General features: G+C 62.2%; 22 protein-coding genes. 9 read left to right on the top strand and 13 right to left on the bottom strand.

Annotated elements, in window-relative coordinates; genetic code table 11:
* Nucleotides 1–6: 6 nt before the first annotated feature.
* The 8 genes from ACIOAU_RS16405 to ACIOAU_RS16370 all read right to left on the bottom strand — a co-directional run bounded on the left by ACIOAU_RS16405 (nucleotide 7) and on the right by ACIOAU_RS16370 (nucleotide 9,991).
* On the bottom strand, nucleotides 7–1,974 hold the full coding sequence (locus ACIOAU_RS16405) for a DNA topoisomerase III (protein ID WP_401183314.1): 1,968 nt from the start codon (nucleotides 1,972–1,974) through the stop codon (nucleotides 7–9).
* A 175-nt stretch (nucleotides 1,975–2,149) separates the two neighbouring features.
* Nucleotides 2,150–2,584: a GNAT family N-acetyltransferase gene (locus ACIOAU_RS16400; protein WP_101320856.1), complete on the bottom strand. Its 435-nt coding sequence runs from the start codon at nucleotides 2,582–2,584 to the stop codon at nucleotides 2,150–2,152.
* Nucleotides 2,577–3,743, bottom strand: coding sequence for a cupin domain-containing protein (locus ACIOAU_RS16395; RefSeq protein WP_150569895.1), 1,167 nt, complete (start codon nucleotides 3,741–3,743; stop codon nucleotides 2,577–2,579). Before ACIOAU_RS16395 ends, ACIOAU_RS16400 begins: the two co-directional genes overlap by 8 nt.
* Before the next feature lie 81 nt (nucleotides 3,744–3,824).
* Nucleotides 3,825–5,195, bottom strand: coding sequence for an adenylosuccinate lyase (gene purB / locus ACIOAU_RS16390; protein ID WP_401183311.1), 1,371 nt, complete (start codon nucleotides 5,193–5,195; stop codon nucleotides 3,825–3,827).
* 258 nt (nucleotides 5,196–5,453) lie between these two features.
* Entirely contained in the window at nucleotides 5,454–6,080 is a 627-nt protein-coding gene (gene hflD, locus ACIOAU_RS16385) for a high frequency lysogenization protein HflD (protein ID WP_401183309.1), read from the bottom strand.
* The gene (mnmA, locus tag ACIOAU_RS16380; RefSeq protein WP_101320847.1) at nucleotides 6,077–7,201 is read right to left on the bottom strand and encodes a tRNA 2-thiouridine(34) synthase MnmA; all 1,125 of its coding nucleotides are present in this window, start codon (nucleotides 7,199–7,201) and stop codon (nucleotides 6,077–6,079) included. Before mnmA ends, hflD begins: the two co-directional genes overlap by 4 nt.
* A gap of 56 nt (nucleotides 7,202–7,257) precedes the next feature.
* On the bottom strand, nucleotides 7,258–7,698 hold the full coding sequence (locus ACIOAU_RS16375) for an NUDIX hydrolase (RefSeq protein ID WP_101320845.1): 441 nt from the start codon (nucleotides 7,696–7,698) through the stop codon (nucleotides 7,258–7,260).
* Nucleotides 7,699–7,765: 67 nt separating this feature from the next.
* Nucleotides 7,766–9,991 (bottom strand): NADP-dependent isocitrate dehydrogenase, encoded by a 2,226-nt coding sequence (locus ACIOAU_RS16370; protein ID WP_101320843.1) that lies wholly within the window; start codon nucleotides 9,989–9,991, stop codon nucleotides 7,766–7,768.
* A gap of 427 nt (nucleotides 9,992–10,418) precedes the next feature.
* Here ACIOAU_RS16370 and icd point away from each other — a divergent pair, with 427 nt between their 5' ends.
* Nucleotides 10,419–11,675 carry an NADP-dependent isocitrate dehydrogenase gene (gene icd / locus ACIOAU_RS16365; RefSeq protein ID WP_401183305.1) on the top strand — a complete coding sequence of 419 codons (1,257 nt, stop codon included), beginning with the start codon at nucleotides 10,419–10,421 and terminating at the stop codon, nucleotides 11,673–11,675.
* A gap of 69 nt (nucleotides 11,676–11,744) precedes the next feature.
* On the opposite strand, the gene cspD is transcribed toward icd, so the two are convergent.
* Nucleotides 11,745–12,005: a cold shock domain-containing protein CspD gene (cspD, locus tag ACIOAU_RS16360; RefSeq protein ID WP_178080777.1), complete on the bottom strand. Its 261-nt coding sequence runs from the start codon at nucleotides 12,003–12,005 to the stop codon at nucleotides 11,745–11,747.
* A 228-nt stretch (nucleotides 12,006–12,233) separates the two neighbouring features.
* Between cspD and clpS the strand changes: the two genes are divergently transcribed.
* Together clpS and clpA are read left to right on the top strand one after the other, a co-directional pair.
* Complete coding sequence (clpS, locus tag ACIOAU_RS16355; RefSeq protein WP_101320839.1) at nucleotides 12,234–12,596, top strand: ATP-dependent Clp protease adapter ClpS; 363 nt, start codon at nucleotides 12,234–12,236, stop codon at nucleotides 12,594–12,596.
* Between the two features lie 30 nt (nucleotides 12,597–12,626).
* Complete coding sequence (gene clpA, locus ACIOAU_RS16350; RefSeq protein WP_101320837.1) at nucleotides 12,627–14,897, top strand: ATP-dependent Clp protease ATP-binding subunit ClpA; 2,271 nt, start codon at nucleotides 12,627–12,629, stop codon at nucleotides 14,895–14,897.
* Nucleotides 14,898–14,984: 87 nt separating this feature from the next.
* Here clpA and infA read toward each other — a convergent pair whose 3' ends face one another.
* The 3 genes from infA to aat form a co-directional block, all read right to left on the bottom strand.
* Nucleotides 14,985–15,203, bottom strand: a complete 219-nt coding sequence (gene infA / locus ACIOAU_RS16345; protein ID WP_002553999.1) for a translation initiation factor IF-1 — start codon at nucleotides 15,201–15,203, stop codon at nucleotides 14,985–14,987.
* A gap of 102 nt (nucleotides 15,204–15,305) precedes the next feature.
* Nucleotides 15,306–16,013, bottom strand: a complete 708-nt coding sequence (locus tag ACIOAU_RS16340) for an arginyltransferase (protein ID WP_101320835.1) — start codon at nucleotides 16,011–16,013, stop codon at nucleotides 15,306–15,308.
* 55 nt (nucleotides 16,014–16,068) lie between these two features.
* The gene (gene aat / locus ACIOAU_RS16335) at nucleotides 16,069–16,749 is read right to left on the bottom strand and encodes a leucyl/phenylalanyl-tRNA--protein transferase (protein ID WP_150569897.1); all 681 of its coding nucleotides are present in this window, start codon (nucleotides 16,747–16,749) and stop codon (nucleotides 16,069–16,071) included.
* Between the two features lie 401 nt (nucleotides 16,750–17,150).
* Here aat and ftsK point away from each other — a divergent pair, with 401 nt between their 5' ends.
* The 6 genes from ftsK (at nucleotide 17,151) to cysG (ending at nucleotide 24,610) form a co-directional block, all read left to right on the top strand.
* Nucleotides 17,151–19,517: a DNA translocase FtsK gene (gene ftsK / locus ACIOAU_RS16330; RefSeq protein WP_178080833.1), complete on the top strand. Its 2,367-nt coding sequence runs from the start codon at nucleotides 17,151–17,153 to the stop codon at nucleotides 19,515–19,517.
* Between the two features lie 62 nt (nucleotides 19,518–19,579).
* Nucleotides 19,580–20,203: an outer membrane lipoprotein chaperone LolA gene (gene lolA, locus ACIOAU_RS16325; protein WP_101320829.1), complete on the top strand. Its 624-nt coding sequence runs from the start codon at nucleotides 19,580–19,582 to the stop codon at nucleotides 20,201–20,203.
* 12 nt (nucleotides 20,204–20,215) lie between these two features.
* Nucleotides 20,216–21,541: a replication-associated recombination protein A gene (locus tag ACIOAU_RS16320; protein ID WP_101320827.1), complete on the top strand. Its 1,326-nt coding sequence runs from the start codon at nucleotides 20,216–20,218 to the stop codon at nucleotides 21,539–21,541.
* Entirely contained in the window at nucleotides 21,538–21,912 is a 375-nt protein-coding gene (crcB, locus tag ACIOAU_RS16315) for a fluoride efflux transporter CrcB (protein ID WP_101320825.1), read from the top strand. Before ACIOAU_RS16320 ends, crcB begins: the two co-directional genes overlap by 4 nt.
* Nucleotides 21,913–21,940: 28 nt before the next feature.
* Nucleotides 21,941–23,221: a serine--tRNA ligase gene (gene serS, locus ACIOAU_RS16310; RefSeq protein ID WP_101320823.1), complete on the top strand. Its 1,281-nt coding sequence runs from the start codon at nucleotides 21,941–21,943 to the stop codon at nucleotides 23,219–23,221.
* Nucleotides 23,222–24,610: a siroheme synthase CysG gene (gene cysG, locus ACIOAU_RS16305; RefSeq protein WP_401183297.1), complete on the top strand. Its 1,389-nt coding sequence runs from the start codon at nucleotides 23,222–23,224 to the stop codon at nucleotides 24,608–24,610.
* Nucleotides 24,611–24,700: 90 nt separating this feature from the next.
* Here cysG and ACIOAU_RS16300 read toward each other — a convergent pair whose 3' ends face one another.
* Nucleotides 24,701–26,011, bottom strand: a complete 1,311-nt coding sequence (locus ACIOAU_RS16300; RefSeq protein WP_401183294.1) for an OprD family porin — start codon at nucleotides 26,009–26,011, stop codon at nucleotides 24,701–24,703.
* Nucleotides 26,012–26,104 lie beyond the last annotated feature (93 nt).

The following is a 26,104-nucleotide window of genomic DNA, read 5'->3' as shown; positions in this document are numbered from 1 at the left end:
GGAGGCTCAGGTAGTGGCCTTGCGCCTGGCAACCCTCGGCTTGGCCGCCTTGGGCTTGCCGTCGGCCGCTTTGGCCTTGGTGCCCGAGCGGCGCTTCTTGCTCCAGGGCGCCTTCTTGCCACCGGCGGGTGCCAGCGGGCCGCTGATGGTCATGCGCATGCCGCTACAGCGCTCCACCAGCTTGCCCATCCAGGCCGATTGGCGGGCAACGAATTCCTCGAGGGTCATTTCGCCGCTCTGAACCATGTCCAAAGCCTGCTCCCAGATCGCCGTGGTGCCCGGGTCGGCAATGGCCCGTGGGACGGCGTCAATCAGGCTGAACGCGGCTGGGGTGGCGGCCAGGGCCTTGCCGTTCTTGACCAGATAACCGCGGTCGAGCAGGCCCTGGATGATGCTGGCGCGGGTGGCCTCGGTGCCGATGCCGGTGGTGTCCTTGAGCTTTTGCTTAAGCTTGGGGTCATCCACCAGCTTGGCGACGTTTTTCATCGCCTTGATCAGGTCGCCTTCGGTGAAAGGCTTCGGCGGCTGGGTCCACAGGTCCTTGAGCTGGACGTTGCGCACTGCGCAGACCTGGCCTTGCTGCAAGGCTGGCAGCACCTGCGCCGGCGGCGCTTCACGGCCCTTGGCCGGCGTCAGCGCCTCTGGCAGGGCGCGGCGCCAGCCGGGTTCGACGATCTGCTTGCCGACGGCGCGCAGGGCGTGGCCAGCGCAATCGAAATCAGCCTGGGTGCGGTCGTATTCATGGTTGGGCAGAAATTGCGCCAGGTAACGCGCGCGGATCAGGGTGTAGACGGCCTTGTATTTGGGCGGCAGGCGCGTCGGGTCACTGGCGGCGGCAGTGGGGATGATGCCGTTGTGGGCGCTGACCTTGGCGTCGTTCCAGGCGCGCGAGCGGCGTTGCGGCTGCAGGTGCGCTTGCAGCGGCGCCAGGCTGGCATCGGCGCGCTGCAATGCAGCGAGAATGGCCGGCGCCTCGGCGTGCTGGCTCATTGGCAGAAAGCCGCAGTCGCTGCGCGGGTAGGTGATCAGTTTGTGGGTTTCGTACAAGGCCTGGGCGATGTCGAGGGTTTCCTGGGCGCCGTAGCCGAACTTCTTCGAGCAGATTTCCTGCAGGGTGCCCAGATCGAACGGCAGTGGTGCGGCTTCGCGCACGCGCTCGGTGACCAGCTTGCTGACCTGCGCACTGCCAGCCGCAGCGATATCGGCGGCGGCTTGCTGGGCCAGGCTCTGGTTAAGGCAGCGGGCCTGATCATCGCAGGCGTCTTCAGGCGCGCGCCACTGTGCGTTGAACAGGCTGCCGGCATGCTCAAGCTGCACGTCGATGGCCCAGAACGGAACTGGCACGAAGTCAGCGATGCTGCGATCGCGGTCTACCACCAGGCGCAGGGTCGGGGTTTGCACACGGCCGACGGGCAACACGCCTTGATAACCGGATTGACGCCCGAGCAGGGTGAACAGCCGACTCATGTTCATGCCGATCAGCCAGTCGGCACGCGAACGGCCCAGAGCTGAATGGTACAGGCTGAAGGTCTCGCTGCCGGGCAGCAGCTTGGCCAGAGCCTTGCGGATCGAGGCATCGTCCAGCGCCGACAGCCACAGGCGCTGGATCGGGCCGCGGTACCGGCAGTGCTCGACCAGCTCACGGGCGATCATCTCGCCTTCGCGGTCGGCGTCGGTGGCGATGACCAGTTCGCGCGCTTCGCCAAGCAGGCGTTTGACTGCCTTGAACTGGCTGGCGGTTTTTGGCTTGACCAGCATTTTCCACTGGCCCGGGATGATCGGCAGGTCGTCCAGGCTCCAGCGCTTGTAGCGGGCGTCGTAACTGTCGGGCGGGGCGGTTTCGAGCAGGTGGCCGATGCACCAGGTCACGCACACGTCAGTGCCTTGCCAGCAGCCGTCACCGCGGCGGGTGGCGCCGAGCACTTTGGCGATATCTTTGGCCTGGGAGGGTTTTTCGCAGAGAAACAGGCGCATGGCCGAGAACGCTTCATGGGCAGACGATGAGCGTCAGGATGGACAAAGAAGCGCCGCCAGGCAAGTTTTATCTGTATGCATATACAGCTGGCTGGTGAACCAATGTTGCAGAGCACGCAGCGGGCCATTGCAGCCCGCTGCGAAACAGGGCCGGTTCAAGCGGCCCTGAGGTTGCTCAGGAGAGGTCGCAGGACTCGCGCACCATCTCCACGTGGGGGATGCCGGCCTCGAGGAACTCCTCGCTGACCACCTTGAAACCCAGCCGCTCATAGAACGGCGTGGCATGCACCTGGGCGCTCAGGGTCTGTTGCTTGAGGTCGCGAGCCTGGGCTTCGGCGATCACCGCATGCATCAGTGCGTCGCCCACTTTCAGCCCGCGCCAGTCCTTGAGTACCGAGATGCGGCCGATGGTGCCGTCTGCCAGCAGGCGCGCGGTGCCGATCGGGTAGTCACCCTCAAGGGCCAGGAAATGCACGGCCTGGGGGTCTTCGGCGTCAAATTCCAGCTCAGGCGGAATGTGCTGCTCGGCAACGAACACCGCATCGCGGATGTGGCGGATGTCACTGTTGTCCTTGATCCAATCGGCAAGCCGAACGCTGATTCTATTCATTGGCAAAACCCAGACTTCCTTGTTCGACCAGCTGGCAGACCAGGGTCAGACCTTCTTCATCCTTGAGCCACTGGCCGAGGTTTTCGATGTGCAGCGCATCGGCGGCGCAGATCATTTTCAGCAGATCGCGCAGGTGGCCCGAAAGCAGACGGCTCTGGCCGCTGGCGAACAGCAGCAAATTGTCATCGACCTCCGACCAGGCCAGGCGTGCGCTTGGATTACGGATAAGAATAGCGCCTTGTTCCAGGCTGTCGATCAGCTCTTCTTCCTTGAGCGGCTCGCCGGCGACCTGCTCAGGGTAGCGTGGCTCGGTCATGAACTGGCCAAACCAGGTCAGCAGCAGGCGCTCGTCACCCATGTGCTCGGCCAGCAGGGCCTTGAGGCGGTCCAGAGCGTCGTGCTGGATCTGGTGCGGGTCGCTGACCGGCTGGGCGTCGGCGTCGCTGTAGCGCTCTTCGTCCGGCAGGAACTGGCTGAGGAAGTCGGTGAAGTGGGTCAGCACTTCAGCAGCGCTTGGCGCGCGGAAACCGACCGAGTAGGTCAGGCAGTTGTCTTCGGCAACGCCGAAGTGGGCCAGGCGTGGTGGCAGGTAGAGCATGTCACCCGGCTCCAGGCGCCACTCGTCGGTCTGCTCGAAGTCAGCCAGGATGCGCAGGTCGGCGTGCTCGAGCAGCTTGCTGTCGCTGTCGCACATCTGGCCGACTTTCCAGTTGCGGGTACCGTAGCCCTGCAGCAGGAACACGTCGTAGTTGTCGAAGTGCGGGCCGACGCTGCCGCCGGGCGCGGCATAGCTGATCATCACATCGTCGATGCGCCAGCTCGGCAGGAAGCGGAAGCTTTCCAGCAGTTCGGCCACTTCTGGCACGAACTGGTCGACCGCTTGCACCAGCAGGGTCCAGTCGCGCTCTGGCAGGGTGGCGAAGTCGTCCTCGGTGAACGGACCGCGACGCAACTCCCACGGGCGTTCGCCGTGTTCGAGGACCAGGCGCGATTCGACTTCCTCTTCCAGGGCCAGGCCAGCCAGCTCGTCAGGGTCGATCGGGCTTTCGAAGTCGGTGAACGCCTGGCGCACCAGCAATGGCTTCTTCTGCCAGTAGTCACGCAGGAACTCGCGAGCAGTCAAACCGCCAAGCAGCTGAAGTGGAGTATCAGAATTCATGTTCAACCTATTGAAAAAACGTAATTTTCGTCCGGGAATAAAAACGCCCGGCTAGGCCGGGCGTCAGACGCAGGCGTAATCTTAGATACGTTTGGCCTGCGCGACTGCGTTACCTATGTAGGTCGCAGGAGTCAGCTGCTTGAGCTCGGCCTTGGCATCGGCTGGCATGTCCAGGCCATCGATGAAGGTCAGCAGCGCCTCAGGGGTGATGCCTTTGCCACGGGTCAGCTCTTTGAGCTTCTCGTAGGGGTTTTCGATGTTGAAACGACGCATGACGGTCTGGATCGGCTCGGCGAGCACTTCCCAGCAGGCGTCCAGGTCAGCAGCGATGCGCTGAGTGTTGACTTCCAGCTTGCTGATGCCCTTCAGGCTGGCTTCATAGGCGATAACGCTGTGAGCGAAGCCCACACCCAGGTTGCGCAGCACGGTGGAGTCGGTCAGGTCACGCTGCCAGCGCGAAACCGGCAGTTTGCTGGCCAGGTGCTGGAACAGGGCGTTGGCGATACCGAGGTTGCCTTCGGAGTTTTCGAAGTCGATCGGGTTGACCTTGTGCGGCATGGTCGACGAGCCGATTTCACCGGCAACGGTGCGCTGCTTGAAGTAGCCCAGCGAGATGTAGCCCCAGATGTCCCGGTCGAAGTCGATCAGGATGGTGTTGAAGCGGGCGATCGCGTCGAACAGCTCGGCAATGTAGTCGTGCGGCTCGATTTGGGTGGTATACGGGTTGAACTGCAGGCCCAGCTCGTCTTCGATGAAGGCGCGGGCGTTTTCTTCCCAGTCGATCTGCGGGTAGGCCGACAGGTGCGCGTTGTAGTTACCGACGGCGCCGTTGACCTTGCCCATCAGCGGCACGGCAGCGACTTGCGCAATTTGGCGCTCGAGGCGGTAGACGACGTTGGCCATCTCTTTGCCCAGGGTGGTCGGCGAGGCTGGCTGGCCGTGGGTGCGCGACAGCATCGGCACGTCGGCATGCTGGTGGGCGAGCGCGCGGATCGCTTCGGCGATCTGGCGCATCAGCGGCAGCAGCACGTCATCACGGCCCGCGCGCAGCATCAGCGCGTGGGACAGGTTGTTGATGTCCTCGCTGGTGCAGGCGAAGTGGATGAACTCGCTGACGTTGGCCAGCTCAGGCAGTTGTGCAGCCTGCTCCTTGAGCAGGTACTCGATGGCCTTGACGTCGTGGTTGGTGGTGCGTTCGATTTCCTTGACGCGCTCGGCGTGGGCCAGCTGGAAATCGCTGGCCAGGGTATCGAGAACGGCGTTGGCGTCGGCCGAGAATGCCGGCACTTCACCGATTTGCGGGTGGGCGGCCAGGCGTTGCAGCCAGCGCACTTCGACCAGGGCGCGGAAACGGATCAGGCCGTATTCGCTGAAAATAGGGCGCAAGGCCTGGGTTTTGCCGGCGTAGCGGCCGTCTACAGGGGAAACCGCAGTGAGCGAGGAAAGCTGCATGGGGTGTTCTCGGACAGTCAGGCTTTTGGAGGGCGCATATCATACATGAAAAATGCGCCGAGGTCGGGTGGCTGACCAAAGGTCGAGCCGTTTCAAAGCTTATCGCGGTCGCTGTAGGAGCGGCCTCGTGTCGCGAAAGGGCGGCGCAGCGGCCCCAAGATTTGTGCAGCACCCTAGAATTGCTGGGCACGCTTCGCGCACTTCTCGCGACACAAGGCCGCTCCTACACGGACCGCGCCAGGCGGGGATGCGCAGCATTCAGGAATTGGCGCGCATCATGCCGTACAGCTCGTTGAGCAACTTGCGCCGGCTGAATACCAGCTGCCAGCGGTGCCCGCCAAGCTGGCGCCACAGGCGTGCGGCGCGGATCCCGGCCAGCAGCAGTGCGCGGATCTTCGAGGCGTTGCTGGCTTGCTGCAGGAAGCGCATGTCGCCATGCACCTGAATACGCTGGCGCAAGGTGCTCAGGGTGTCCTGATACAAGGCGCCACTGGAAGCGATGACATTCTCGTGGGTCAGGCCGAAGTGATCGGCCTGACCCTGGATTTGCGGCAGGCGGTTGCCGATGGTTTCCAGCAGGTCGCCACGCTTGGCCAGCTGGCGCTCGAGGCCGAGCATCGACAGGGCATAGCGCAGCGGCTCGCGCTGCAGGCTGCTGGGCTCGCGCTCGAGTGCGCCGACCAGGGCGCGGTAACCGTCGCGCAGGTTAAGGTCATCACCACCGAACACCTCGAGGGTGTCCTTGGGATCCATCACCAGCAGGCTGCCAAGCATGCAGCCAAGCTCGGCGTCATTGGACTGGCCGGTGCGTGCCAGCTTGTCGACCAGCACTGCAGCCTGAAACACGCCGCCCAGGGCAATCAACTGCTCGTGCAGGTTGCTCATGGGCGCGGGCTCCACGGTTCGGCAGTCTCGATCACGCCGCCGCCCAGGCACACCTCGCCATCATAGAACACCACCGACTGGCCGGGGGTGACCGCACGTTGCGGCTCGTCGAACACGGCGCGGTAGCCGCTTTCGGTGCGTTCCAGGGTGCAGCCCTGGTCGCCCTGGCGATAGCGCACCTTGGCCGTGAGGCGGCGCGGGGTGGCGAGGTCGATCGGGTTGACCCAGAAGATGTCCGAGGCGAGCAGGGCGCGGGAGAACAACCATGGGTGCTCGTTGCCCTGGCCGACCACCAGCACGTTGCGGGCGAGGTCCTTGACCAGCACGTACCACGGGTCGTCACCGGCGTCCTTGAGGCCGCCGATGCCCAGGCCCTGGCGCTGGCCGATGGTGTGGTACATCAGGCCATGGTGGCGACCGATGACTTCACCTTCGGTGGTTTCGATGTTGCCCGGCTGGGCCGGCAGGTACTGCTTGAGGAAGTCGCTGAAGCGTCGTTCGCCAATGAAGCAGATGCCGGTGGAGTCCTTTTTCTTGGCAGTAGCCAGGCCATGTTTCTCGGCGATGGCGCGCACTTCGGGTTTTTCCAGCTCGCCGACCGGGAACAGGGTGCGGGCGATTTCCTTGCCGCCGACGGCATGCAGGAAGTAGCTCTGGTCCTTGTTCGGGTCCAGGCCCTTGAGCAGCTCGGTCAGCTCGCCGGTGTCGCGCCGGCGTACATAGTGACCGGTGGCGATCAGGTCGGCACCGAGCGACAGCGCGTAGTCGAGGAAGGCCTTGAACTTGATCTCGCGGTTGCAGAGGATGTCCGGGTTTGGCGTGCGCCCAGCCTTGTACTCTTCAAGGAAGTGCTCGAACACGTTGTCCCAGTACTCGGCGGCAAAGTTGGCCGTGTGCAGCTTGATGCCAATGCGATCGCACACGGCCTGGGCGTCGGCCAGGTCCTCGCGGGCGGTGCAGTAGTCGGTGCCGTCGTCCTCTTCCCAGTTTTTCATGAACAGACCTTCCACCTGGTAGCCCTGCTCGATCAGCAGAAGGGCGGAGACGGAAGAGTCGACGCCGCCGGACATGCCGACGATGACGCGGGTCTTGGCGGGGTCTTTGAGTGCTGGGCTGGTCATGGCTACCGATGTGTATCAGGGAAAAAGGTCGATTCTATCAGGCCCGCTCGTGCGCGTCAGTCGCGCAGCAAGGCGAGGCTGTGCAGCGGGCCTGCCAGGTAGTCGTCGATGCAGCGCGGCACCAGCTCACTGCGCCAGCGTTGTGGCTCGGCCAGCAGCTCGGCGCGGGTCATCCACAGCGCGCGGGTTATATCGCTGTCGAGGGCGCGTTGCGGATGGTGCCGGACGGGGCGGGCAGCGAAGCAGATGCGTTGGTAGGTGACGCCGTTACTGGGGGCGGTGTACAGGTAGATGCCCACCACGCCGGTCAGTTCGACGTCCCAGGCGGTTTCTTCGAGGGTTTCGCGCAGGGCGGCCTGCTGCAGGGTTTCGTTGGGCTCGAGGTGGCCGGCCGGTTGGTTGAAGACGTGCTGGCCGGCTTTGAATTCCTCGACGAAGAGGAAGCGGCCCTGGTCTTCGACCACGGTGGCTACGGTGATGTGGGGGTGCCAGGTCATAGTGGAATCCTAAAAAGCACAAACCCCGGTGCGTGGCCGGGGTTTGTGGGGTTACTTCAAGTGAACCTTACAGCGCAGCAATCGCGTTGTTGAGGGTCTGGCTTGGACGCATCACCTTGGCGGTCAGCTCGGCATCCGGGGCGTAGTAGCCACCGATGTCGACTGGCTTGCCCTGTACGGCGTTGAGTTCGGCGACGATGGTCGCTTCGTTCTCGGTCAGGGTCTTGGCCAGCGGGGCGAAGCGCGCTTGCAGCGCAGCGTCGTCGCTCTGCGCAGCCAGGGCCTGAGCCCAGTACAGGGTCAGGTAGAAGTGGCTACCGCGGTTGTCGATACCGCCAACCTTGCGCGAAGGCGACTTGTTGTTGTCGAGGAACTTGCCGGTAGCCTGGTCCAGGGTGTTGGCCAGAACCTTGGCACGTGGGTTGGCGTAGGTGTCGCCCAGGTGCTCGAGCGAGGCCGCCAGAGCGAGGAATTCACCCAGCGAATCCCAACGCAGGAAGTTCTCTTCGACCAGCTGCTGCACGTGCTTGGGTGCCGAACCGCCAGCGCCGGTTTCGAACAGGCCACCGCCGTTCATCAGCGGCACGATCGACAGCATCTTGGCGCTGGTGCCCAGCTCCATGATCGGGAACAGGTCGGTCAGGTAGTCGCGCAGAACGTTGCCGGTCACCGAGATGGTGTCCTTGCCTTCGCGGATACGGGCCAGGGAGAACTTGATCGCCTCGACCGGCGGCAGGACGCGAATGTCCAGGCCAGTGGTGTCGTGGTCTTTCAGGTACTTCTGGACTTTCTCGATCATCACGCCGTCGTGGGCGCGTTCCGGGTCGAGCCAGAACACCGCTGGGGTACCGCTCAGGCGGGCACGGTTGACGGCCAGCTTGACCCAGTCCTGGATCGGCGCGTCTTTGGTCTGGCACATGCGGAAGATGTCGCCGGCTTCGACGTTCTGTTGCAGAACCACGTTGCCTTTGCCATCAACGACGCGCACGACGCCATCGGCCTTGATTTCGAAGGTCTTGTCGTGGGAGCCGTACTCTTCGGCTTTCTGCGCCATCAGGCCAACGTTCGGTACGCTGCCCATGGTAGTCGGGTCGAAGGCGCCGTTGACCTTGCAGTCTTCGATGGCAGCCTGGTAGATACCGGCGTAGCAGCGGTCCGGGATCACGGCCTTGGCGTCTTGCAGCTCGCCGGCAGTGTTCCACATCTTGCCCGAGTCACGGATCATGGCCGGCATCGAGGCGTCGACGATTACGTCGCTCGGCACGTGCAGGTTGGTGATGCCTTTGTCGGAGTTGACCATGGCCAGGGCTGGACGTACGGCGTACAGGGCCTGGATGTCGGCTTCGATCTGCGCTTGCTGGTCAGCTGGCAGGTCCTTGATGCGGGCGTACAGGTCGCCGATGCCGTTGTTGGCATTGAAGCCGATGTCAGCCAGCGCTGCAGCGTGCTTGGTCAGCACTTCACCGTAGAACTCTTCGACGATGACGCCGAACATGATCGGGTCGGAAACCTTCATCATGGTTGCTTTCAAGTGCACCGAAAGCAGTACGCCGCTGGCCTTGGCATCGGCGATCTGCTCGGCGATGAAGGCTTTCAGGGCCTTGCGGCTCATGGTCGCGCAGTCAACCACTTCTGCGGCTTTGACAGCGGTTTTTTCCTTCAGAACAGTAGTAGCGCCGTTCTTGTCCAGCAGTTCGATGCGCAGGCTGTCGTCAGCTTCGATCAGTGCGGCTTTTTCGCTGCCGTAGAAGTCGCCTTGGCTCATGTGGGCCACGTGCGATTTCGAGTCGGAAGCCCAGGCGCCCATTTTGTGCGGGTGCTTGCGAGCGTAGTTCTTGACCGAAAGCGGCGCGCGGCGGTCGGAGTTGCCTTCGCGCAGTACCGGGTTCACGGCGCTGCCCTTGATGCGGTCGTAGCGCGCGCGGGATTCTTTTTCGGCAGCGCTGGCAGGCTCGTCGGCGTAGTCAGGGACGGCGTAACCCTTGGCTTGCAGTTCCTTGATCGCAGCCTTGAGCTGAGGCACCGAGGCCGAGATGTTCGGCAGCTTGATGATGTTGGCTTCAGGGGTGGTGGCCAGTTGGCCCAGCTCCGCCAGATGATCGCTTACCTGCTTGTCTGCGCCGAGTTGCTCCGGGAATGCCGCAAGGATACGGCCAGCCAGGGAGATGTCGCGAGTTTCGACGGCGATGTCAGCCGAGGCGGTGAACGCTTCGACGATCGGCAGCAGCGAATAGGTGGCGAGGGCAGGGGCTTCGTCGGTGAAGGTATAGATGATCTTAGAGCGGGTGGGCATGCGGGTTAACTCTCTGTTTTGCTGAGCGTACTCGAGTCTCGGGGTGCGCTGGGTAGGCGCATCGCCCACGGCGCGCCATGGGCAAAAGGTCGAGAGGCTACGAGCGGTGATGGTGGATGCATCAGTCGAGCGTCAAGCGGCTGGGATGCGGTAACAGCCCAGACTTTGTGGCCTTCGAGGGCCGGGGGCAAGCCGCGATTTCCGGGGATTCGCCCCCATGACCTTACGGTCAGGGCCGGAGTATACCAAACCCTTTGGGCTAATCAGCAAGGCCAAGTGGTATCAGCGCATTTATAAGACCAAAGACTTACCTGCAATGTGGTGCATTGCCGCAGGTACAAGCCCGGCCTTGCAGGTCGGCAGATGTGGTTTAGGCTGATTGGATCGCATGATGTCCAACCACACCCGACTCCGGAGTAGTGCAAGCATGGGATACCAGAAAATCACGGTGCCGACCGACGGCGCCAGGATCACCGTCAATGCCGACCATTCACTCAATGTGCCCGACAACCCGATCATTCCTTATATCGAAGGGGATGGCATCGGGGTCGATGTTTCCCCGGTGATGATCAAGGTAGTCGATGCCGCGGTGCACAAGGCCTACGCCGGCAAGCGCAAAATCGCCTGGATGGAGGTCTATGCCGGTGAAAAAGCTACGCAGGTGTATGACCAGGACACCTGGCTGCCGCAAGAGACCCTCGACGCAGTCAAGGAATACGTGGTGTCGATCAAAGGCCCGCTGACCACACCGGTCGGCGGCGGCATCCGCTCGCTGAACGTGGCCCTGCGCCAACAGCTTGACCTGTATGTGTGTCTGCGCCCGGTGGTGTGGTTCGAGGGTGTGCCGAGTCCGGTGAAAAAGCCGGGAGACGTCGACATGGTGATCTTCCGGGAAAACTCCGAAGACATTTATGCCGGCATCGAGTGGAAGGCCGGTTCGCCCGAAGCCATCAAAGTGATCAAGTTTCTCAAGGAGGAAATGGGCGTCACCAAGATCCGCTTCGACCAGGACTGCGGCATCGGCGTCAAGCCGGTCTCCAGGGAAGGCACCAAGCGCCTGGTGCGCAAGGCGTTGCAGTATGTGGTCGACAATGACCGCGAGTCGCTGACCCTGGTCCACAAGGGCAACATCATGAAATTCACCGAGGGCGCGTTCAAGGACTGGGGCTACGAGGTGGCCAAGGAAGAATTCGGCGCCGAGTTGCTCGATGGCGGGCCGTGGATGCAGTTCACCAACCCCAAGAGTGGCAAGAAGGTGGTGGTCAAGGATGCGATCGCCGATGCCATGCTGCAGCAGATCCTGCTGCGCCCGGCAGAGTATGACGTGATTGCCACGCTCAACCTGAACGGTGACTACCTGTCCGATGCGCTGGCGGCAGAAGTGGGCGGGATTGGCATCGCGCCTGGGGCGAACCTGTCGGATACGGTGGCAATGTTCGAAGCGACGCACGGTACCGCGCCCAAGTATGCCGGCCAGGACAAGGTCAACCCGGGGTCGGTTATCCTCTCGGCCGAAATGATGCTGCGGCATATGGGCTGGACCGAGGCTGCCGACCTGATCATCAAAGGGACCAACGGCGCAATTGCGGCGAAAACCGTTACCTATGATTTCGAGCGCCTGATGGACGGCGCCACGCTGGTGGGTAGCTCAGGCTTTGGCGATGAGATGATCAAACACATGTAGACACGAAAAAACCGATCGCCTCGTTGAAGAGGCGATCGGCCCGTTCACATCTCAGCGGCAGGGAAATGGTCAGACAGTGGCCTTCGTGCGTTCAGTCGCCGGATCTGCTGAACTTGTGACCTCGGCTTTGGCGTCGCTGATGTTCACCGCGTGCAGGCCCTTGGGGCCCTGGATGATTTCGAACTTGACCAGCTGGCCGGCCTTCAGCGTCTTGTATCCGTCCATTACGATGGCCGAATAGTGGGCAAAGAGGTCTTCAGTCTTGCCGTCCTCGTTGATGAACCCATAGCCCTTGGCATTGTTGAACCACTTGACTTTACCGCTTGTCATCCCTATGTCCCTCTGCAAAGGACTCCATCACTGGAGTATCATCCACGTATCCGCATACGAACCTTGCGAAAAATCTGGTTGACTGCGCGGATCTTTATCGCCCACGGTGGGTTCTATTGGTTGTAACACCGTTTTGCCGATAGTCAAGGTCATGCGGCGCCTGCGCCGGCGCCAGCTCTATGCGGTCAACCCACAACCTTAACTTGTCGATGTGATGAAATTCTTTCCATGCATGCACACAGTCAGATTCGACTAACATTCAATCAGGATGGTCCTCAGACCAACGAGGACGATGGCTCCGGTCTGGCTGTTCAAGAAGCCAAGCCGATCCTGCAGGCGCCACCCATGTACAAGGTGGTTTTATTCAACGATGACTACACGCCAATGGATTTCGTCGTCGAAGTGCTCGAGACGTTCTTTAGTTTGAACCGCGAGCTGGCGACCAAGATCATGCTGACCGTCCATACCGAAGGGCGGGCAGTATGCGGATTGTTTACCCGCGATATCGCCGAAACGAAGGCGACGCAGGTCAACCAATACGCCCGGGAGAGCCAGCATCCGCTACTCTGTGAAATCGAGAAGGACGGTTAATCGCCGACCACTTGGGTATGAGGTGAAGCTATGTTAAACCGCGAGCTCGAAGTCACCCTCAATCTGGCCTTCAAGGAGGCCCGTTCGAAGCGTCATGAGTTCATGACCGTCGAACATCTGCTGTTGGCACTCCTTGACAATGAGGCGGCCGCAACCGTTCTACGCGCCTGTGGCGCCAATCTCGACAAGCTCAAGCACGACCTGCAAGAGTTCATCGACTCCACTACCCCCCTGATCCCGGTGCACGACGAAGACCGCGAAACCCAGCCAACCCTGGGCTTCCAGCGCGTGCTGCAACGCGCGGTGTTCCATGTGCAGAGTTCGGGCAAGCGTGAAGTGACCGGCGCCAATGTGCTGGTGGCTATCTTCAGCGAGCAGGAAAGTCAGGCCGTGTTTCTGCTCAAGCAGCAGAGCGTGGCCCGTATCGACGTGGTCAACTTCATTGCCCACGGCATTTCCAAGGTGCCAGGCCATGGGCCTAGCGCCGACAGCGACCAGGACATGCAGGATGAAGAGGGGGGCGAAACGTCGTCTTCGAGCAATCCGCTGGATACCTACGCCAGCAACCTCAACGAGCAGGCGCGTCAGGGTCGTATCGATCCGTTGGTGGGCCGTGAGCAAGAAGTCGAGCGCGTAGCGCAGATTCTCGCTCGCCGGCGCAAGAACAACCCGTTGCTGGTCGGTGAAGCGGGCGTCGGCAAGACGGCCATCGCCGAAGGCCTGGCCAAACGTATCGTCGACGGTCAGGTACCTGATCTGCTGGCGCAGAGCGTGGTCTATTCGCTCGATCTCGGCGCACTGCTGGCCGGGACCAAGTACCGTGGCGACTTCGAGAAGCGCTTCAAGGCGCTGCTGGGTGAGCTGAAAAAACGTCCGCAGGCCATCCTGTTCATCGATGAGATCCACACCATCATCGGTGCCGGCGCGGCCTCGGGCGGGGTAATGGATGCGTCCAACCTGCTCAAGCCATTGCTCTCATCAGGTGATATCCGCTGCATCGGCTCGACTACCTTCCAGGAATTTCGTGGCATCTTCGAGAAAGACCGGGCCCTGGCGCGGCGCTTCCAGAAGGTCGATGTGTCGGAGCCGTCGGTGGAAGACACCGTGGGTATCCTGCGTGGGCTGAAAGGCCGCTTCGAGTCGCATCACCACATCGAGTACAGCGACGAGGCCCTGCGCGCCGCTGCCGAGCTCGCTGCGCGCTATATCAATGATCGGCATATGCCGGACAAGGCCATCGACGTGATCGACGAGGCGGGCGCCTACCAGCGTCTGCAGCCAGAGGCCAATCGGGTCAAGCGCATCGAAGTGGCGCAGGTCGAAGATATCGTCGCGAAAATCGCTCGGATTCCGCCAAAGCACGTGTCCAGTTCCGACAAGGAGCTGCTGCGTAACCTGGAACGCGACCTGAAACTGACCGTATTTGGTCAGGACCCAGCGATCGACTCGCTGTCGACTGCGATCAAGCTGTCGCGAGCCGGCCTCAAGGCCCCGGACAAGCCAGTAGGCTCGTTCCTGTTCGCTGGCCCTACCGGCGTCGGCAAAACCGAGGCTGCGCGTCAGCTGGCCAAGGCGCTGGGCGTTGAGCTGGTGCGCTTCGACATGTCCGAGTACATGGAACGGCACACTGTGTCGCGCCTGATCGGTGCGCCGCCAGGCTATGTCGGTTTCGACCAAGGTGGCTTGCTCACCGAGGCGATCACCAAGCAGCCGCACTGCGTACTGCTGCTCGACGAGATCGAGAAGGCCCACCCGGAAGTCTTCAACCTGCTGCTGCAGGTGATGGACCACGGTACCCTGACCGACAACAACGGGCGCAAGGCGGACTTCCGCAACGTGATTCTGATCATGACCACCAACGCCGGCGCCGAAACCGCTGCGCGGGCTTCGATTGGCTTCACTCATCAGGACCATGCGTCGGATGCGATGGAAGTCATTCGCAAGAGCTTCACGCCGGAATTCCGCAACCGTTTGGATACCATCATCCAGTTCGGTCGCCTGAGCCACGAGACGATCAAAAGCATCGTCGACAAGTTCCTTATCGAACTGCAGGCTCAGCTGGAAGACAAGCGTGTACTGCTTGAGGTCAGTGATGAGGCACGTGGCTGGCTGGCTGCCAGCGGCTATGACGTGCAGATGGGTGCCCGGCCGATGGCACGGCTTATCCAGGACAAGATCAAGCGGCCCTTGGCTGAAGAGATCCTGTTCGGTGAGCTGGCCGAGCATGGCGGCGTGGTGCACATCGAGCTACGTGATGGCGAGTTGGTGTTCGACTTCGAGACCACTGCCGAAGTGGCGTGATCGAGCAGAGTGGGCCGCCTCGGCGGCCCTTTTTCTTTGGCCACAAAAAAGCCCGGCACATTGGCCGGGCTTTTTCATGACTGGAGCTTAACGGGCGCGGTAGGTGATGCGGCCCTTGCTCAGGTCGTAAGGCGTCAGCTCGACGCGGACCTTGTCGCCGGTGAGAATACGGATGTAGTTCTTGCGCATTTTTCCGGAGATATGCGCGGTTACGACGTGCCCATTTTCCAACTCCACGCGGAACATGGTGTTGGGCAGGGTGTCGACGACAGTGCCTTCCATTTCGAAGCTGTCTTCTTTCGACATGCAGTAAAGCCCTCGGTATCCAGTGTAGGCCCGACGCGCAACTGCACCGGGCAAAAAAGTGGCGTGGATTATGCCCGAAAAGAGTATTTCAAGCCAATGCTTTCAATTGAGGCTGACCCAACGTTGGTTGATCAGCAGTTCGATGGGGCGATACTGGGTCTTGTAACTCATCTTTTTGCAGTTCTTGATCCAGTAGCCAAGGTACACCGCCTCAAGGTTCTGGCGCAGTGCATCACTGATCTGCCAGAGAATGGCGAAGCGCCCCAGACTGCGGCGTTCTTCATCCGGCTCGTAGAAGGTGTACACCGCTGACAGCCCGTTGGGCAGCATATCGCATACCGCCACCGCAAGCAGCCGCCCATTCAGGCGAAACTCATAGAACCAGCAGAATGGCAGATCGCGCACCAGAAAGGTGGAAAACTGATCGCGACTGGGTGGATACATGTCGCCGTCGCTGTGGCGCTGCTCGATGTAGCGCCGGTACAGGTCGAAGTATTCCTCCTTGAACGATGGCCGGGCGGCAGTTACCTGCAGGTCGCTGTTGCGCTTGAGGATACGCCGCTGCTGGCGATTGGGGATGAAGCGGGCGACGGGGATGCGCGCCGGTACGCAGGCGTTGCAGTTCTGGCAATGCGGGCGATACAGGTGGTCGCCACTGCGGCGAAAGCCCATTTCGGAGAGGTCGGCATACACATCGACGTCCATCGGCTGGCTAGGGTCGAGGAACAGCGTGGTGGCCTGCTCATCGGGCAGGTAGCTGCAGGAGTGGGGCTGAGTGGCATAGAACTTCAACCGCGCCAACTCTGTCATGATCGACCCCTCGGCAAGACGTAGTCCTAAGTGTAAGCCAGCTGGGCAAACTCGCCTAGCGAACCCAGCTGATGTCGACGGTCTGGTCGAGGTCGCGTGCGAGGTGCTCGGCAAAGCTGGCGCGGCTGATTTCGCGGGCGCCGAGGCTGTGCAGGTGGTTGGTTGGCATCTGGCAGTCGATCAGGACGAAACCCGCCGCACGCAGATGCTCGACCAGGGTAACGAAGCCCACTTTGGAGGCGTTGTCGGCGCGGCTGAACATCGACTCGCCAAAAAACAGCCGGCCCATGGCCAGGCCGTACAGGCCGCCGACCAGCTCGCCGTTCTCGCGTACTTCCACCGAATGGGCGAAGCCGCGCCGGTGCAGCTCGCAGTAGGCTGCGCGCATGGGGTCGGTGATCCAGGTGCCGTCGGTGTAGTCGCGTGGCGCTGCACAAGCGGCAATTACCGTTTCGAAGTCAGTATCGAAACTGACCTGGTAACGCTGCTGGCGGATCAGCTTGGCCAGCGAGCGTGACACGTGCAGCTCGTCGGGGAACAACACCGTGCGTGGGTCGGGTGACCACCAGAGAATGGGCTGACCATCCTGAAACCACGGAAAGCAGCCATGCCGATAGGCCTGAACCAAGCGCTCAGGGCTCAGGTCACCGCCAGCGGCAAGTAATCCGTTGGGCTCCTGCAGAGCCTTTGTCAGGGGCGGAAAGGTCAGCGAGTCGCGGGTCAGCCAGGTCAGCATGGGCGTCATGTGCAGTGGGGGAGGGGAGGGCTGACAGCATGGCCCGCCCTCGTCAGCAGGTCAATCCAACGCCAACCCGCAGCGCTGACGCTCGCCAAGGCAATTGCCAGCAGATTTTTCAGGCAATCGGCACCAACCCGAGGCTTTGTTGTCACACCTGTGCAAAAACACAGCATAAGCCTTTGTCACGCAAGGCAATGCGTGCTCAAATTGCACCCATGAAAGTTTGCTCACCGTTCGCGCCCATCCGGCGCGCCGCCATGGCGGCTGGCGGGCAGTAATGTTAAAAGTACGGGTTCATTGACCGGAATCGGGTCGATCACTACTGGACGCGCAGCAAGCGCAGGAATAGACGCGTTTTGAAGAAATCCACCGCAACTCCGCCCCCTCTGCCGGTACCGATGTGGCGCCAGCAGTTGCATTATCGCCTCAAGGAAGGTGCGCTGATCGCCGTCGGCGCGCTGTGCCTGTACCTGTGGATGGCGCTGCTGACCTACGACACCGCCGACCCAGGCTTCACCCACACCAGCAATGTCGATCAGGTGCAGAACGCGGCTGGCCGCGCTGGCGCGTACTTCGCCGACATTCTGTTCATGGTGCTGGGCTACTTCGCCTATATCTTCCCGTTGCTGCTGGGGATCAAGACCTGGCAGATCTTCCGTGAGCGCCATCAGCCGTGGCAGTGGAGTGGCTGGTTGTTCTCCTGGCGGCTGATTGGTCTGGTGTTTCTGGTGTTGTCGGGTGCAGCCCTGGCCCATATCCATTTCCACCCGTCGGCAAGCCTGCCGTTCTCGGCCGGCGGCGCGCTGGGCGAGAGCCTCGGCGACCTGGCCCGCAGCCTGTTGAATGTGCAGGGCAGCACCCTGATGTTCATTGCCCTGTTCCTGTTCGGCCTGACGGTGTTCACCGATCTGTCCTGGTTCAAGGTCATGGACATGACCGGCAAGATCACCCTCGACCTGTTCGAGCTGGTGCAAGGTGCGGCCAATCGCTGGTGGGAAGCTCGCAACGAGCGCAAGCGCCTGGTGGCGCAGCTGCGTGAGGTCGACGAGCAGGTCGACACGGTCGTAGCGCCGGTGGTGGCCGACAAGCGCGAGCAGCTCAAGGCGCGCGAACGCATCATCGAGCGTGACGACGCGCTGACCAAGCACGTTGCCCAGCGCGTGCAGCAGCCGGCGCCGGTGATCATGCCAGCCCCGGTCAAGGCGCCGGAGCCGAGCAAACGCATCCTCAAGGAAAAACAGACGCCGCTGTTCGTCGACAGTGCCGTCGAAGGCACTCTGCCGCCGATCTCGATCCTCGATCCGGCAGAAGAAAAGAAAATCGAATACTCGCCAGAATCCCTGGCCGGTGTTGGCCATCTGCTGGAAATCAAGCTCAAGGAGTTTGGTGTCGAGGTCTCGGTTGACTCGATCCATCCTGGCCCGGTGATCACCCGTTACGAGATCCAGCCGGCAGCCGGGGTCAAGGTCAGCCGTATCGCCAACCTGGCCAAGGATCTGGCCCGTTCCCTGGCCGTAACCAGCGTGCGGGTGGTCGAGGTGATCCCCGGCAAGACCACCGTCGGTATCGAGATCCCCAACGAGAACCGGCAGATGGTGCGCTTCTCCGAGGTGCTGTCGTCGTCCCAGTACGATGACGCCAAGTCGCCAGTAGCATTGGCCCTGGGTCACGACATCGGCGGCAAGCCGGTGATCACCGACCTGGCCAAGATGCCGCACTTGCTGGTGGCCGGTACCACCGGCTCGGGTAAGTCGGTGGGGGTCAACGCCATGATCCTGTCGATCCTGTTCAAGTCCGGCCCGGAAGACGCCCGCTTGATCATGATCGACCCGAAAATGCTCGAGCTGTCGATCTACGAAGGCATTCCGCACCTGCTCTGCCCGGTTGTTACCGACATGAAGGACGCAGCCAACGCCCTGCGCTGGAGCGTTGCCGAAATGGAGCGCCGCTACAAGCTGATGGCGGCCATGGGCGTACGGAACCTGGCCGGCTTCAACCGCAAGATCAAGGACGCCCAGGAGGCTGGTGAGGTCATTCATGACCCGTTGTACCGTCGTGAGAGCATGGATGACGAGCCGCCAACCCTGAAAACCTTGCCGACCATCGTCGTGGTGGTCGACGAGTTCGCCGACATGATGATGATCGTCGGCAAGAAGGTCGAAGAACTGATCGCCCGTATCGCGCAGAAGGCGCGGGCGGCAGGTATTCACCTGATCCTCGCTACCCAAAGGCCATCGGTTGACGTCATCACCGGCCTGATCAAGGCCAACATCCCGACCCGTATGGCGTTCCAGGTGTCGAGCAAGATCGACTCGCGGACCATCATCGACCAGGGTGGCGCCGAACAGTTGCTGGGTCACGGTGACATGCTCTACATGCCGCCGGGCACCAGCCTGCCGATCCGCGTGCACGGTGCCTTTGTTTCCGACGAAGAAGTCCACCGCGTGGTGGAAGCGTGGAAGCTGCGTGGCGCGCCGGACTACAACGACGACATCCTCAATGGTGTCGAAGAGGCCGGCAGCGGCTTTGAAGGCAGCAGCGGTGGCGGTGATGACGATGCCGAAACCGACGCCCTGTATGACGAAGCCGTGCAGTTCGTACTTGAAAGCCGCCGCGCCTCGATCTCGGCGGTGCAGCGCAAGCTGAAAATCGGCTATAACCGCGCCGCGCGGATGATCGAGTCGATGGAAATGGCCGGGGTAGTTACCGCCATGAACACCAACGGCTCGCGCGAAGTGATTGCGCCGGGCGGCCCACGCGATTGATCATCACCCTGCCGGGCGCCAATCACGGCGCCCGGCCCATCTACTGTTCAACGAGGATTTCCATGCGCGCGATTCGCATGCTGTTGGTTTCCGCCCTGGCTCTGGGCACCCTGTCGGCGCATGCCGGCGAGAACGATGTGAAGCGCCTGACCGATCTGCTCGAGAAGTCGCAGACCATCGAAGCCAATTTCTCCCAGCTGACCCTGGATGCCGGCGGTACCAGTCTGCAGGAAACCACGGGCAAGATGACCGTCAAGCGTCCGGGCCTGTTCTACTGGCATACCGATGCACCGCAGGAGCAGGTGGTGGTCTCCGACGGCCAGAAGGTCACCCTGTGGGACCCGGACCTGGAACAGGCCACGGTAAAGAAGCTCGATGTACGTTTGAACCAGACCCCGGCGCTGCTGCTGTCGGGCGATGTCTCCAAGATCAGCCAAAGCTTCGATATCACCTCCAAGGAGCAGGGCGAGGTGATGGACTTCACCCTCAAGCCTAAAACCAAGGACACCCTGTTCGATTCGCTGCGCGTGTCGTTCCGCAAAGGCCTGATCAACGACATGCAACTGATCGACAGCGTTGGCCAGCGCACCAACATCCTGTTCAATGGGGTCAAGGCCAACCAGCCGGTGCCTGCTGACCGCTTCAACTTCAAGATTCCGCAAGGCGCGGACGTTATCCAGGAGTAATCAGAGGCCGTCATGGACCTGTTTCGTAGCGAACCCGTCTCTCAGCCACTGGCTGCCCGGCTGCGTCCGTCCAACCTGGACGAGTATGTAGGCCAGGAGCACCTGCTGGCGCGCGGCAAGCCGCTGCGCGAGGCGTTGGAGCAGGGGGCGCTGCACTCGATGATCTTCTGGGGCCCGCCGGGGGTTGGCAAGACCACCCTGGCGCGGCTGCTGGCGCAGTTCTGTGATGCCCACTTCGAAACGGTCTCGGCAGTACTGGCCGGGGTCAAGGAGATCCGCCAGGCGGTTGAGGTGGCCAAGCAGCAGGCGGCTCAATACGGCCGGCGGACCATCCTGTTCGTCGATGAAGTGCACCGCTTCAACAAGTCGCAGCAGGATGCATTTCTGCCGTTCGTTGAAGACGGCACGCTGATTTTTATCGGTGCGACCACCGAGAATCCCTCATTCGAATTGAACAACGCCTTGCTCTCGCGGGCGCGCGTCTATGTGCTCAAAAGCCTGGATGAGGATGCGTTGCGCAAATTGGTCAATCGCGCCCTCAGCGAAGAGCGCGGCCTGGGCAAGCGTCAGCTGACGGTGGGCGATGAAGCCTTCAAGATGCTCATGGCCGCTGCCGATGGTGACGGCCGGCGCATGCTCAACTTCCTCGAGAACGCCTCGGACCTGGCCGAAGACGGCGCTGATATCGGCGTTGATCTGCTGCAGAGCCTGCTCGGCGACAGCCGCAGGCGCTTCGACAAGGGCGGCGAAGCGTTCTATGACCAGATATCGGCGCTGCACAAGTCAGTGCGCGGCTCCAACCCGGATGGCGCGCTGTACTGGTACGCGCGCATGCTCGATGGCGGCTGCGACCCGCTGTACATCGCCCGGCGCGTGGTGCGCATGGCCAGCGAAGATATCGGCAACGCCGACCCGCGGGCGCTGAGCCTGTGCCTGTCGGCGTGGGACGTGCAGGAGCGCCTTGGCAGCCCGGAAGGCGAGCTGGCGGTGGCCCAGGCCATCACTTACATCGCCTGCGCGCCGAAGAGCAATGCGGTGTACATGGGCTTCAAGGCGGCCATGCGCGAGGCAGCCGAGCACGGCTCGCTGGAAGTGCCGCTGCACCTGCGCAACGCGCCGACCAAATTGATGAAGCAACTGGGCTACGGCGAAGAATACCGCTACGCCCACGATGAGCCGGATGCCTATGCCGCAGGCGAAGACTATTTCCCGGACCAACTCGAACCACGACCTTACTATCAGCCAGTGCCACGCGGCCTGGAACTGAAGATCGGCGAGAAGCTGCGCCACCTCGCCGAGCTCGATCGCAACAGCCCTCGCCAGCGGAGAAAACCATGATTGCCTTGATTGCGGCCGTCAGCGCCGGCGGCGTCGCCGGCACCCTGCTGCGGTTTGCCACCAGCAACTGGGTCAGCGCCCACTGGCCACGGCACTTCTATCTCGGTACGCTGGCGGTCAATCTGGTCGGCTGCTTGCTGATCGGCCTGCTGTATGGGCTGTTTCTGTACAAACCGATGGTCCCGGTCGAGCTACGCGCTGGTTTGATCGTCGGTTTTCTCGGCGGGCTGACCACGTTTTCGTCATTTTCGCTCGATACCGTGCGCCTGCTGGAAAACGGCCAGATACCGCTGGCCCTGGGCTATACCGCTATTAGCGTATGCGGCGGGTTGCTTGCCACCTGGGCCGGCCTGTCGCTAACCAAATTCTGAACCAACACACCTATAACGAGAGAACGATATGCTCGATGCCAAACTGTTACGCGGCCAACTTCAGGAAGTGGCGGATCGCCTGGCCTCCCGTGGCTTTAGCCTGGATGTCGCGCGCATCGAATCACTGGAAGAGCGCCGCAAGGCGGTGCAGACCCGTACCGAACAGCTGCAGGCTGAGCGTAACGCCCGTTCCAAGTCGATCGGCCAGGCCAAAGCCAAGGGCGAAGACATCGCCCCGCTGATGGCTGATGTCGAGCGCATGGCCAACGAACTGGCGGCCGGCAAGACCGAGCTGGACGAGATCCAGGCTGAGCTGGACGGTATTCTGTTGACCATCCCCAACCTGCCGGACGCCAGCGTGCCGGTCGGTGCCGATGAAGACGGCAACGTCGAAGTGCGCCGCTGGGGCACCCCGCGTGCCTTCGACTTCGAGGTCAAAGACCACGTTGCCCTGGGTGAAATCAGCGGTGGCCTGGACTTCGAGACCGCGGCCAAGCTCTCCGGCGCACGCTTTGCCCTGCTGCGTGGCCCGATCGCCCGCCTGCACCGCGCCCTGGCGCAGTTCATGATCAACCTGCACACCAGCGAGCACGGCTACGAAGAAGCCTATACCCCGTACCTGGTGCAGGCGCCTGCCTTGCAGGGCACCGGCCAGCTGCCGAAGTTCGAGGAAGACCTGTTCAAGATCAGCCGCGAAGGCGAAGCCGACTTCTACCTGATCCCGACCGCCGAAGTGTCGCTGACCAACATCGTTGCCGGCGAAATCCTCGACGCCAAGCAAATGCCGATCAAGTTCGTTGCGCACACACCGTGCTTCCGCAGTGAAGCCGGTGCGTCGGGCCGCGATACCCGCGGCATGATCCGTCAGCACCAGTTCGACAAGGTCGAGATGGTCCAGATCGTCGAGCCGAGCAAGTCGATGGAAGCGCTGGAAGGCCTGACCGCCAACGCCGAGCGCGTCCTGCAACTGCTGGAGCTGCCGTACCGGGTATTGGCCCTGTGCACCGGCGACATGGGCTTCAGTGCGGTCAAGACCTATGACCTGGAAGTGTGGGTGCCGAGCCAGGACAAGTTCCGCGAAATCAGCTCGTGCTCCAACTGTGGCGACTTCCAGGCGCGCCGCATGCAGGCGCGCTGGCGCAACCCGGAAACCGGCAAACCCGAGCTGGTACACACCCTCAACGGCTCCGGCCTGGCGGTAGGCCGGACCTTGGTTGCAGTGCTCGAGAACTACCAGCAGGCCGACGGTTCGATCCGTGTGCCGGAAGTGCTCAAGCCGTACATGGGCGGCGTCGAGGTCATCGGTTAAATGAATTACCTGCCGCTGTTTCACAAGTTGCAGGGCGGCCGGGTACTGGTCGTCGGCGGTGGCGAAATCGCCCTGCGCAAGGCGCGCTTGCTGGCCGATGCCGGCGCCGCGCTGCGCGTGGTGGCGCCGCAGGTCGACAGCCAGCTGATCAGCTTGACCGAGGCAACCGGCGGCGAGGTGCTGGTGCGTGGCTACCAGGTCACGGACCTGGAAGGGTGCCGGCTGGTGATCGCTGCCACCGACGATCCGCAGCTCAATGCTCAGGTGTCGGCCGAAGCGCAGGCACGCAGCCTGCCGGTCAATGTGGTCGATGCGCCGGCGCTGTGTACGGTGATCTTCCCGGCCATCGTCGATCGCTCGCCGTTGGTGGTAGCAGTGTCCAGTGGCGGCGATGCGCCGGTGTTGGCGCGGCTGATCAGGGCCAAGCTGGAAGCCTGGATTCCGGCGGCCTATGGGGAGCTTGCCGGGCTTGCCGCGCGGTTTCGCCATCAGGTGAAATCGCTGTACCCGGACGTCAATCAGCGCCGCGGCTTCTGGGAGACGGTATTCCAGGGCCCGATTGCCGAGCGTCAGCTGGCCGGGCAGAGCGCTGAAGCCGAGCGTTTGTTGCAGGCGATGGTCGACGGCGCACCGGTGCAGCAGGGCGGTGAGGTGTATCTGGTGGGGGCTGGTCCGGGTGATCCGGACCTGCTGACCTTCCGTGCCTTGCGCCTGATGCAGCAGGCCGATGTGGTGCTGTACGACCGCTTGGTGGCACCGGCGATCATCGACATGTGCCGGCGCGATGCCGAGCGGATCTACGTCGGCAAGCGCCGCGCCGATCACTCGGTGCCGCAGGAACAGATCAATCAGCTGTTGGTTGAGCTGGCCTTGCAGGGCAAGCGCGTATTGCGGCTCAAGGGCGGCGACCCGTTCATCTTCGGCCGCGGTGGCGAAGAGATCGAAGAGCTGGCCGAGCATGGTATTCCGTTTCAGGTAGTCCCAGGCATCACCGCTGCCAGCGGTTGCTCGGCCTACGCCGGGATTCCGCTGACTCACCGTGATTACGCGCAGTCAGTGCGCTTCGTTACCGGTCACCTGAAGGACGGTAGCAGCAACCTGCCGTGGCACGATCTGGTTTCACCCGGGCAGACTCTGGTGTTCTACATGGGCCTGGTCGGCTTGCCGACGATTTGCGCCGAACTGATTCGCCATGGCCGTGCGGCGACTACGCCAGCGGCCTTGGTGCAGCAGGGCACCACGCGTAATCAACGAGTGTTCACCGGCACGTTGGCAGATCTGCCGGCGATGGTGGCTGAGCATGAAGTGCATGCGCCTACTCTAGTGATCGTGGGTGAGGTGGTGCAGTTGCGCGAGAAGCTGGCCTGGTTCGAAGGCACTCAGGACTAAGCTGCGCTGTTCTGTTTGAAACTCGGGGCCATTGCGATCAGGTTGTAAAAACCTGCTGCAATGGCCCCGAGTCGTTTCAGGGTTGTGGGCCTAGAACAGCGGCACTGAATAGCTGACGGTCAAGCGGTTCTGATCCTGATCCCACTCGCTGGGCACGCCACTGCGCAACATGCCATTGCGCCAGCTGAACCCCAGCCCCTTGAAGGTGCCGCCCTGCACCACATAATCCAGGGCGATATCGCGCTCCCATTCCTTTTCGTCGCCGCCTGAGGCCATGCGAATATTCGTGCCCTTCAGGTAGGTGACCGATGCCACCAGCCCTGGCACCCCGAGTGCGGCGAAATTGTAGCCGTATTGACCAAAAGTGGTGCGCTCGCCAGCGCGGGTAAAGCTGGTCACCAGGCGGTCAGTGAACAGGTAGATGCTCGACCCTGCGGCGCCTTCGCCGGTATTGCCCTGGTTGAGCTGAACGAAGTTGCCACTGTCGGACACGCGCTGATGCCCGAGCAGTACGCTGTGGCCGCCAATGGCATAGGTGAACATGGCGCTCCAGGTATCGTTGTCGATCTTGCCCGGTGTATCGGCCAGGCCACTGACGCGATAACCCTCGCCGCGCCCGCTGGCCGAATCGTTGCGCCCGCTTGCATCGGTCTTGAAGTAGCGCAGGTCGGTGGTCAGCGACTGGTTGTCGCTCAGTGCCCATACATGCACCAGGCCGCCGAAGTGCTGCACGTAATAGTCTTCGAGCTGGGCGGCGTAGTACTGCAGCTTGAGCGCCTTGCTCAGTTGATAGTCGGCACCGGCGAAGATGAACTCGTTGCTTTGCTCGGTGCCGCCCGCCACGGCCAGCCCTGAGCGGTTGGTCGAGGCGCGCCCGGTGGCATGCTCGAGGCGCCCGCCGATGAGGGTCAGGCCGTCGATTTCTTGCGAGGTGAGCATGCCGCCTTCAAAAGTCTGCGGTAGTACCCGACCATCGTTGGCCACCAGAATCGGCAGCTTGGGCTGCAAGGTGCCGTAGCGCGCTTCGGTTTTGGACAAGCGCATCTTGCCGGTCAGGCCCAGCCGGCTCCATTCGTCGACAGCGCTGCCGTCGCTGTCGTCGGGGATCATCGAGCTGCCGCGATGATTGCCGGCGCCGCCGTCCAGGCGCACCCCAAGCAGGCCGAGGGCATCGACGCCAAAGCCGACCGTGCCGTCGGTGAAGCCTGACTTGTAGTCGAGCATGAAGCCTTGCGCCCATTCGGCCGTCTTGCTTTGCCCGGCGGCACCGGCGCGGTCGCGCATGTCATTGTTGAAGTAGTAGTTGCGCATGTTGAGCGTGGCCTTGCCATCTTCGATGAAGGCCGCCTGGGCGGCGGGGACGAGCAGGGCGCTGGTAGCGGTCAGCAGTGAAAGGTGCATTAAGGGCTTTCTTGTCATTGTTGTTTTCCTGATGCAGTGGGGCGCCCAACGCGCGGGCGCAAGAAAGCCGGGCGCGGCAACGCCCGGGTGATG

The sequence above is a fragment of the Pseudomonas sp. NPDC088322 genome (assembly GCF_044740745.1).
GTDB classification, from domain to species: domain Bacteria; phylum Pseudomonadota; class Gammaproteobacteria; order Pseudomonadales; family Pseudomonadaceae; genus Aquipseudomonas; species Aquipseudomonas shirazensis.
The sequence above is the reverse complement of the archived record's forward strand: the minus strand, read 5'-3'. Positions and strand labels throughout refer to the sequence as shown.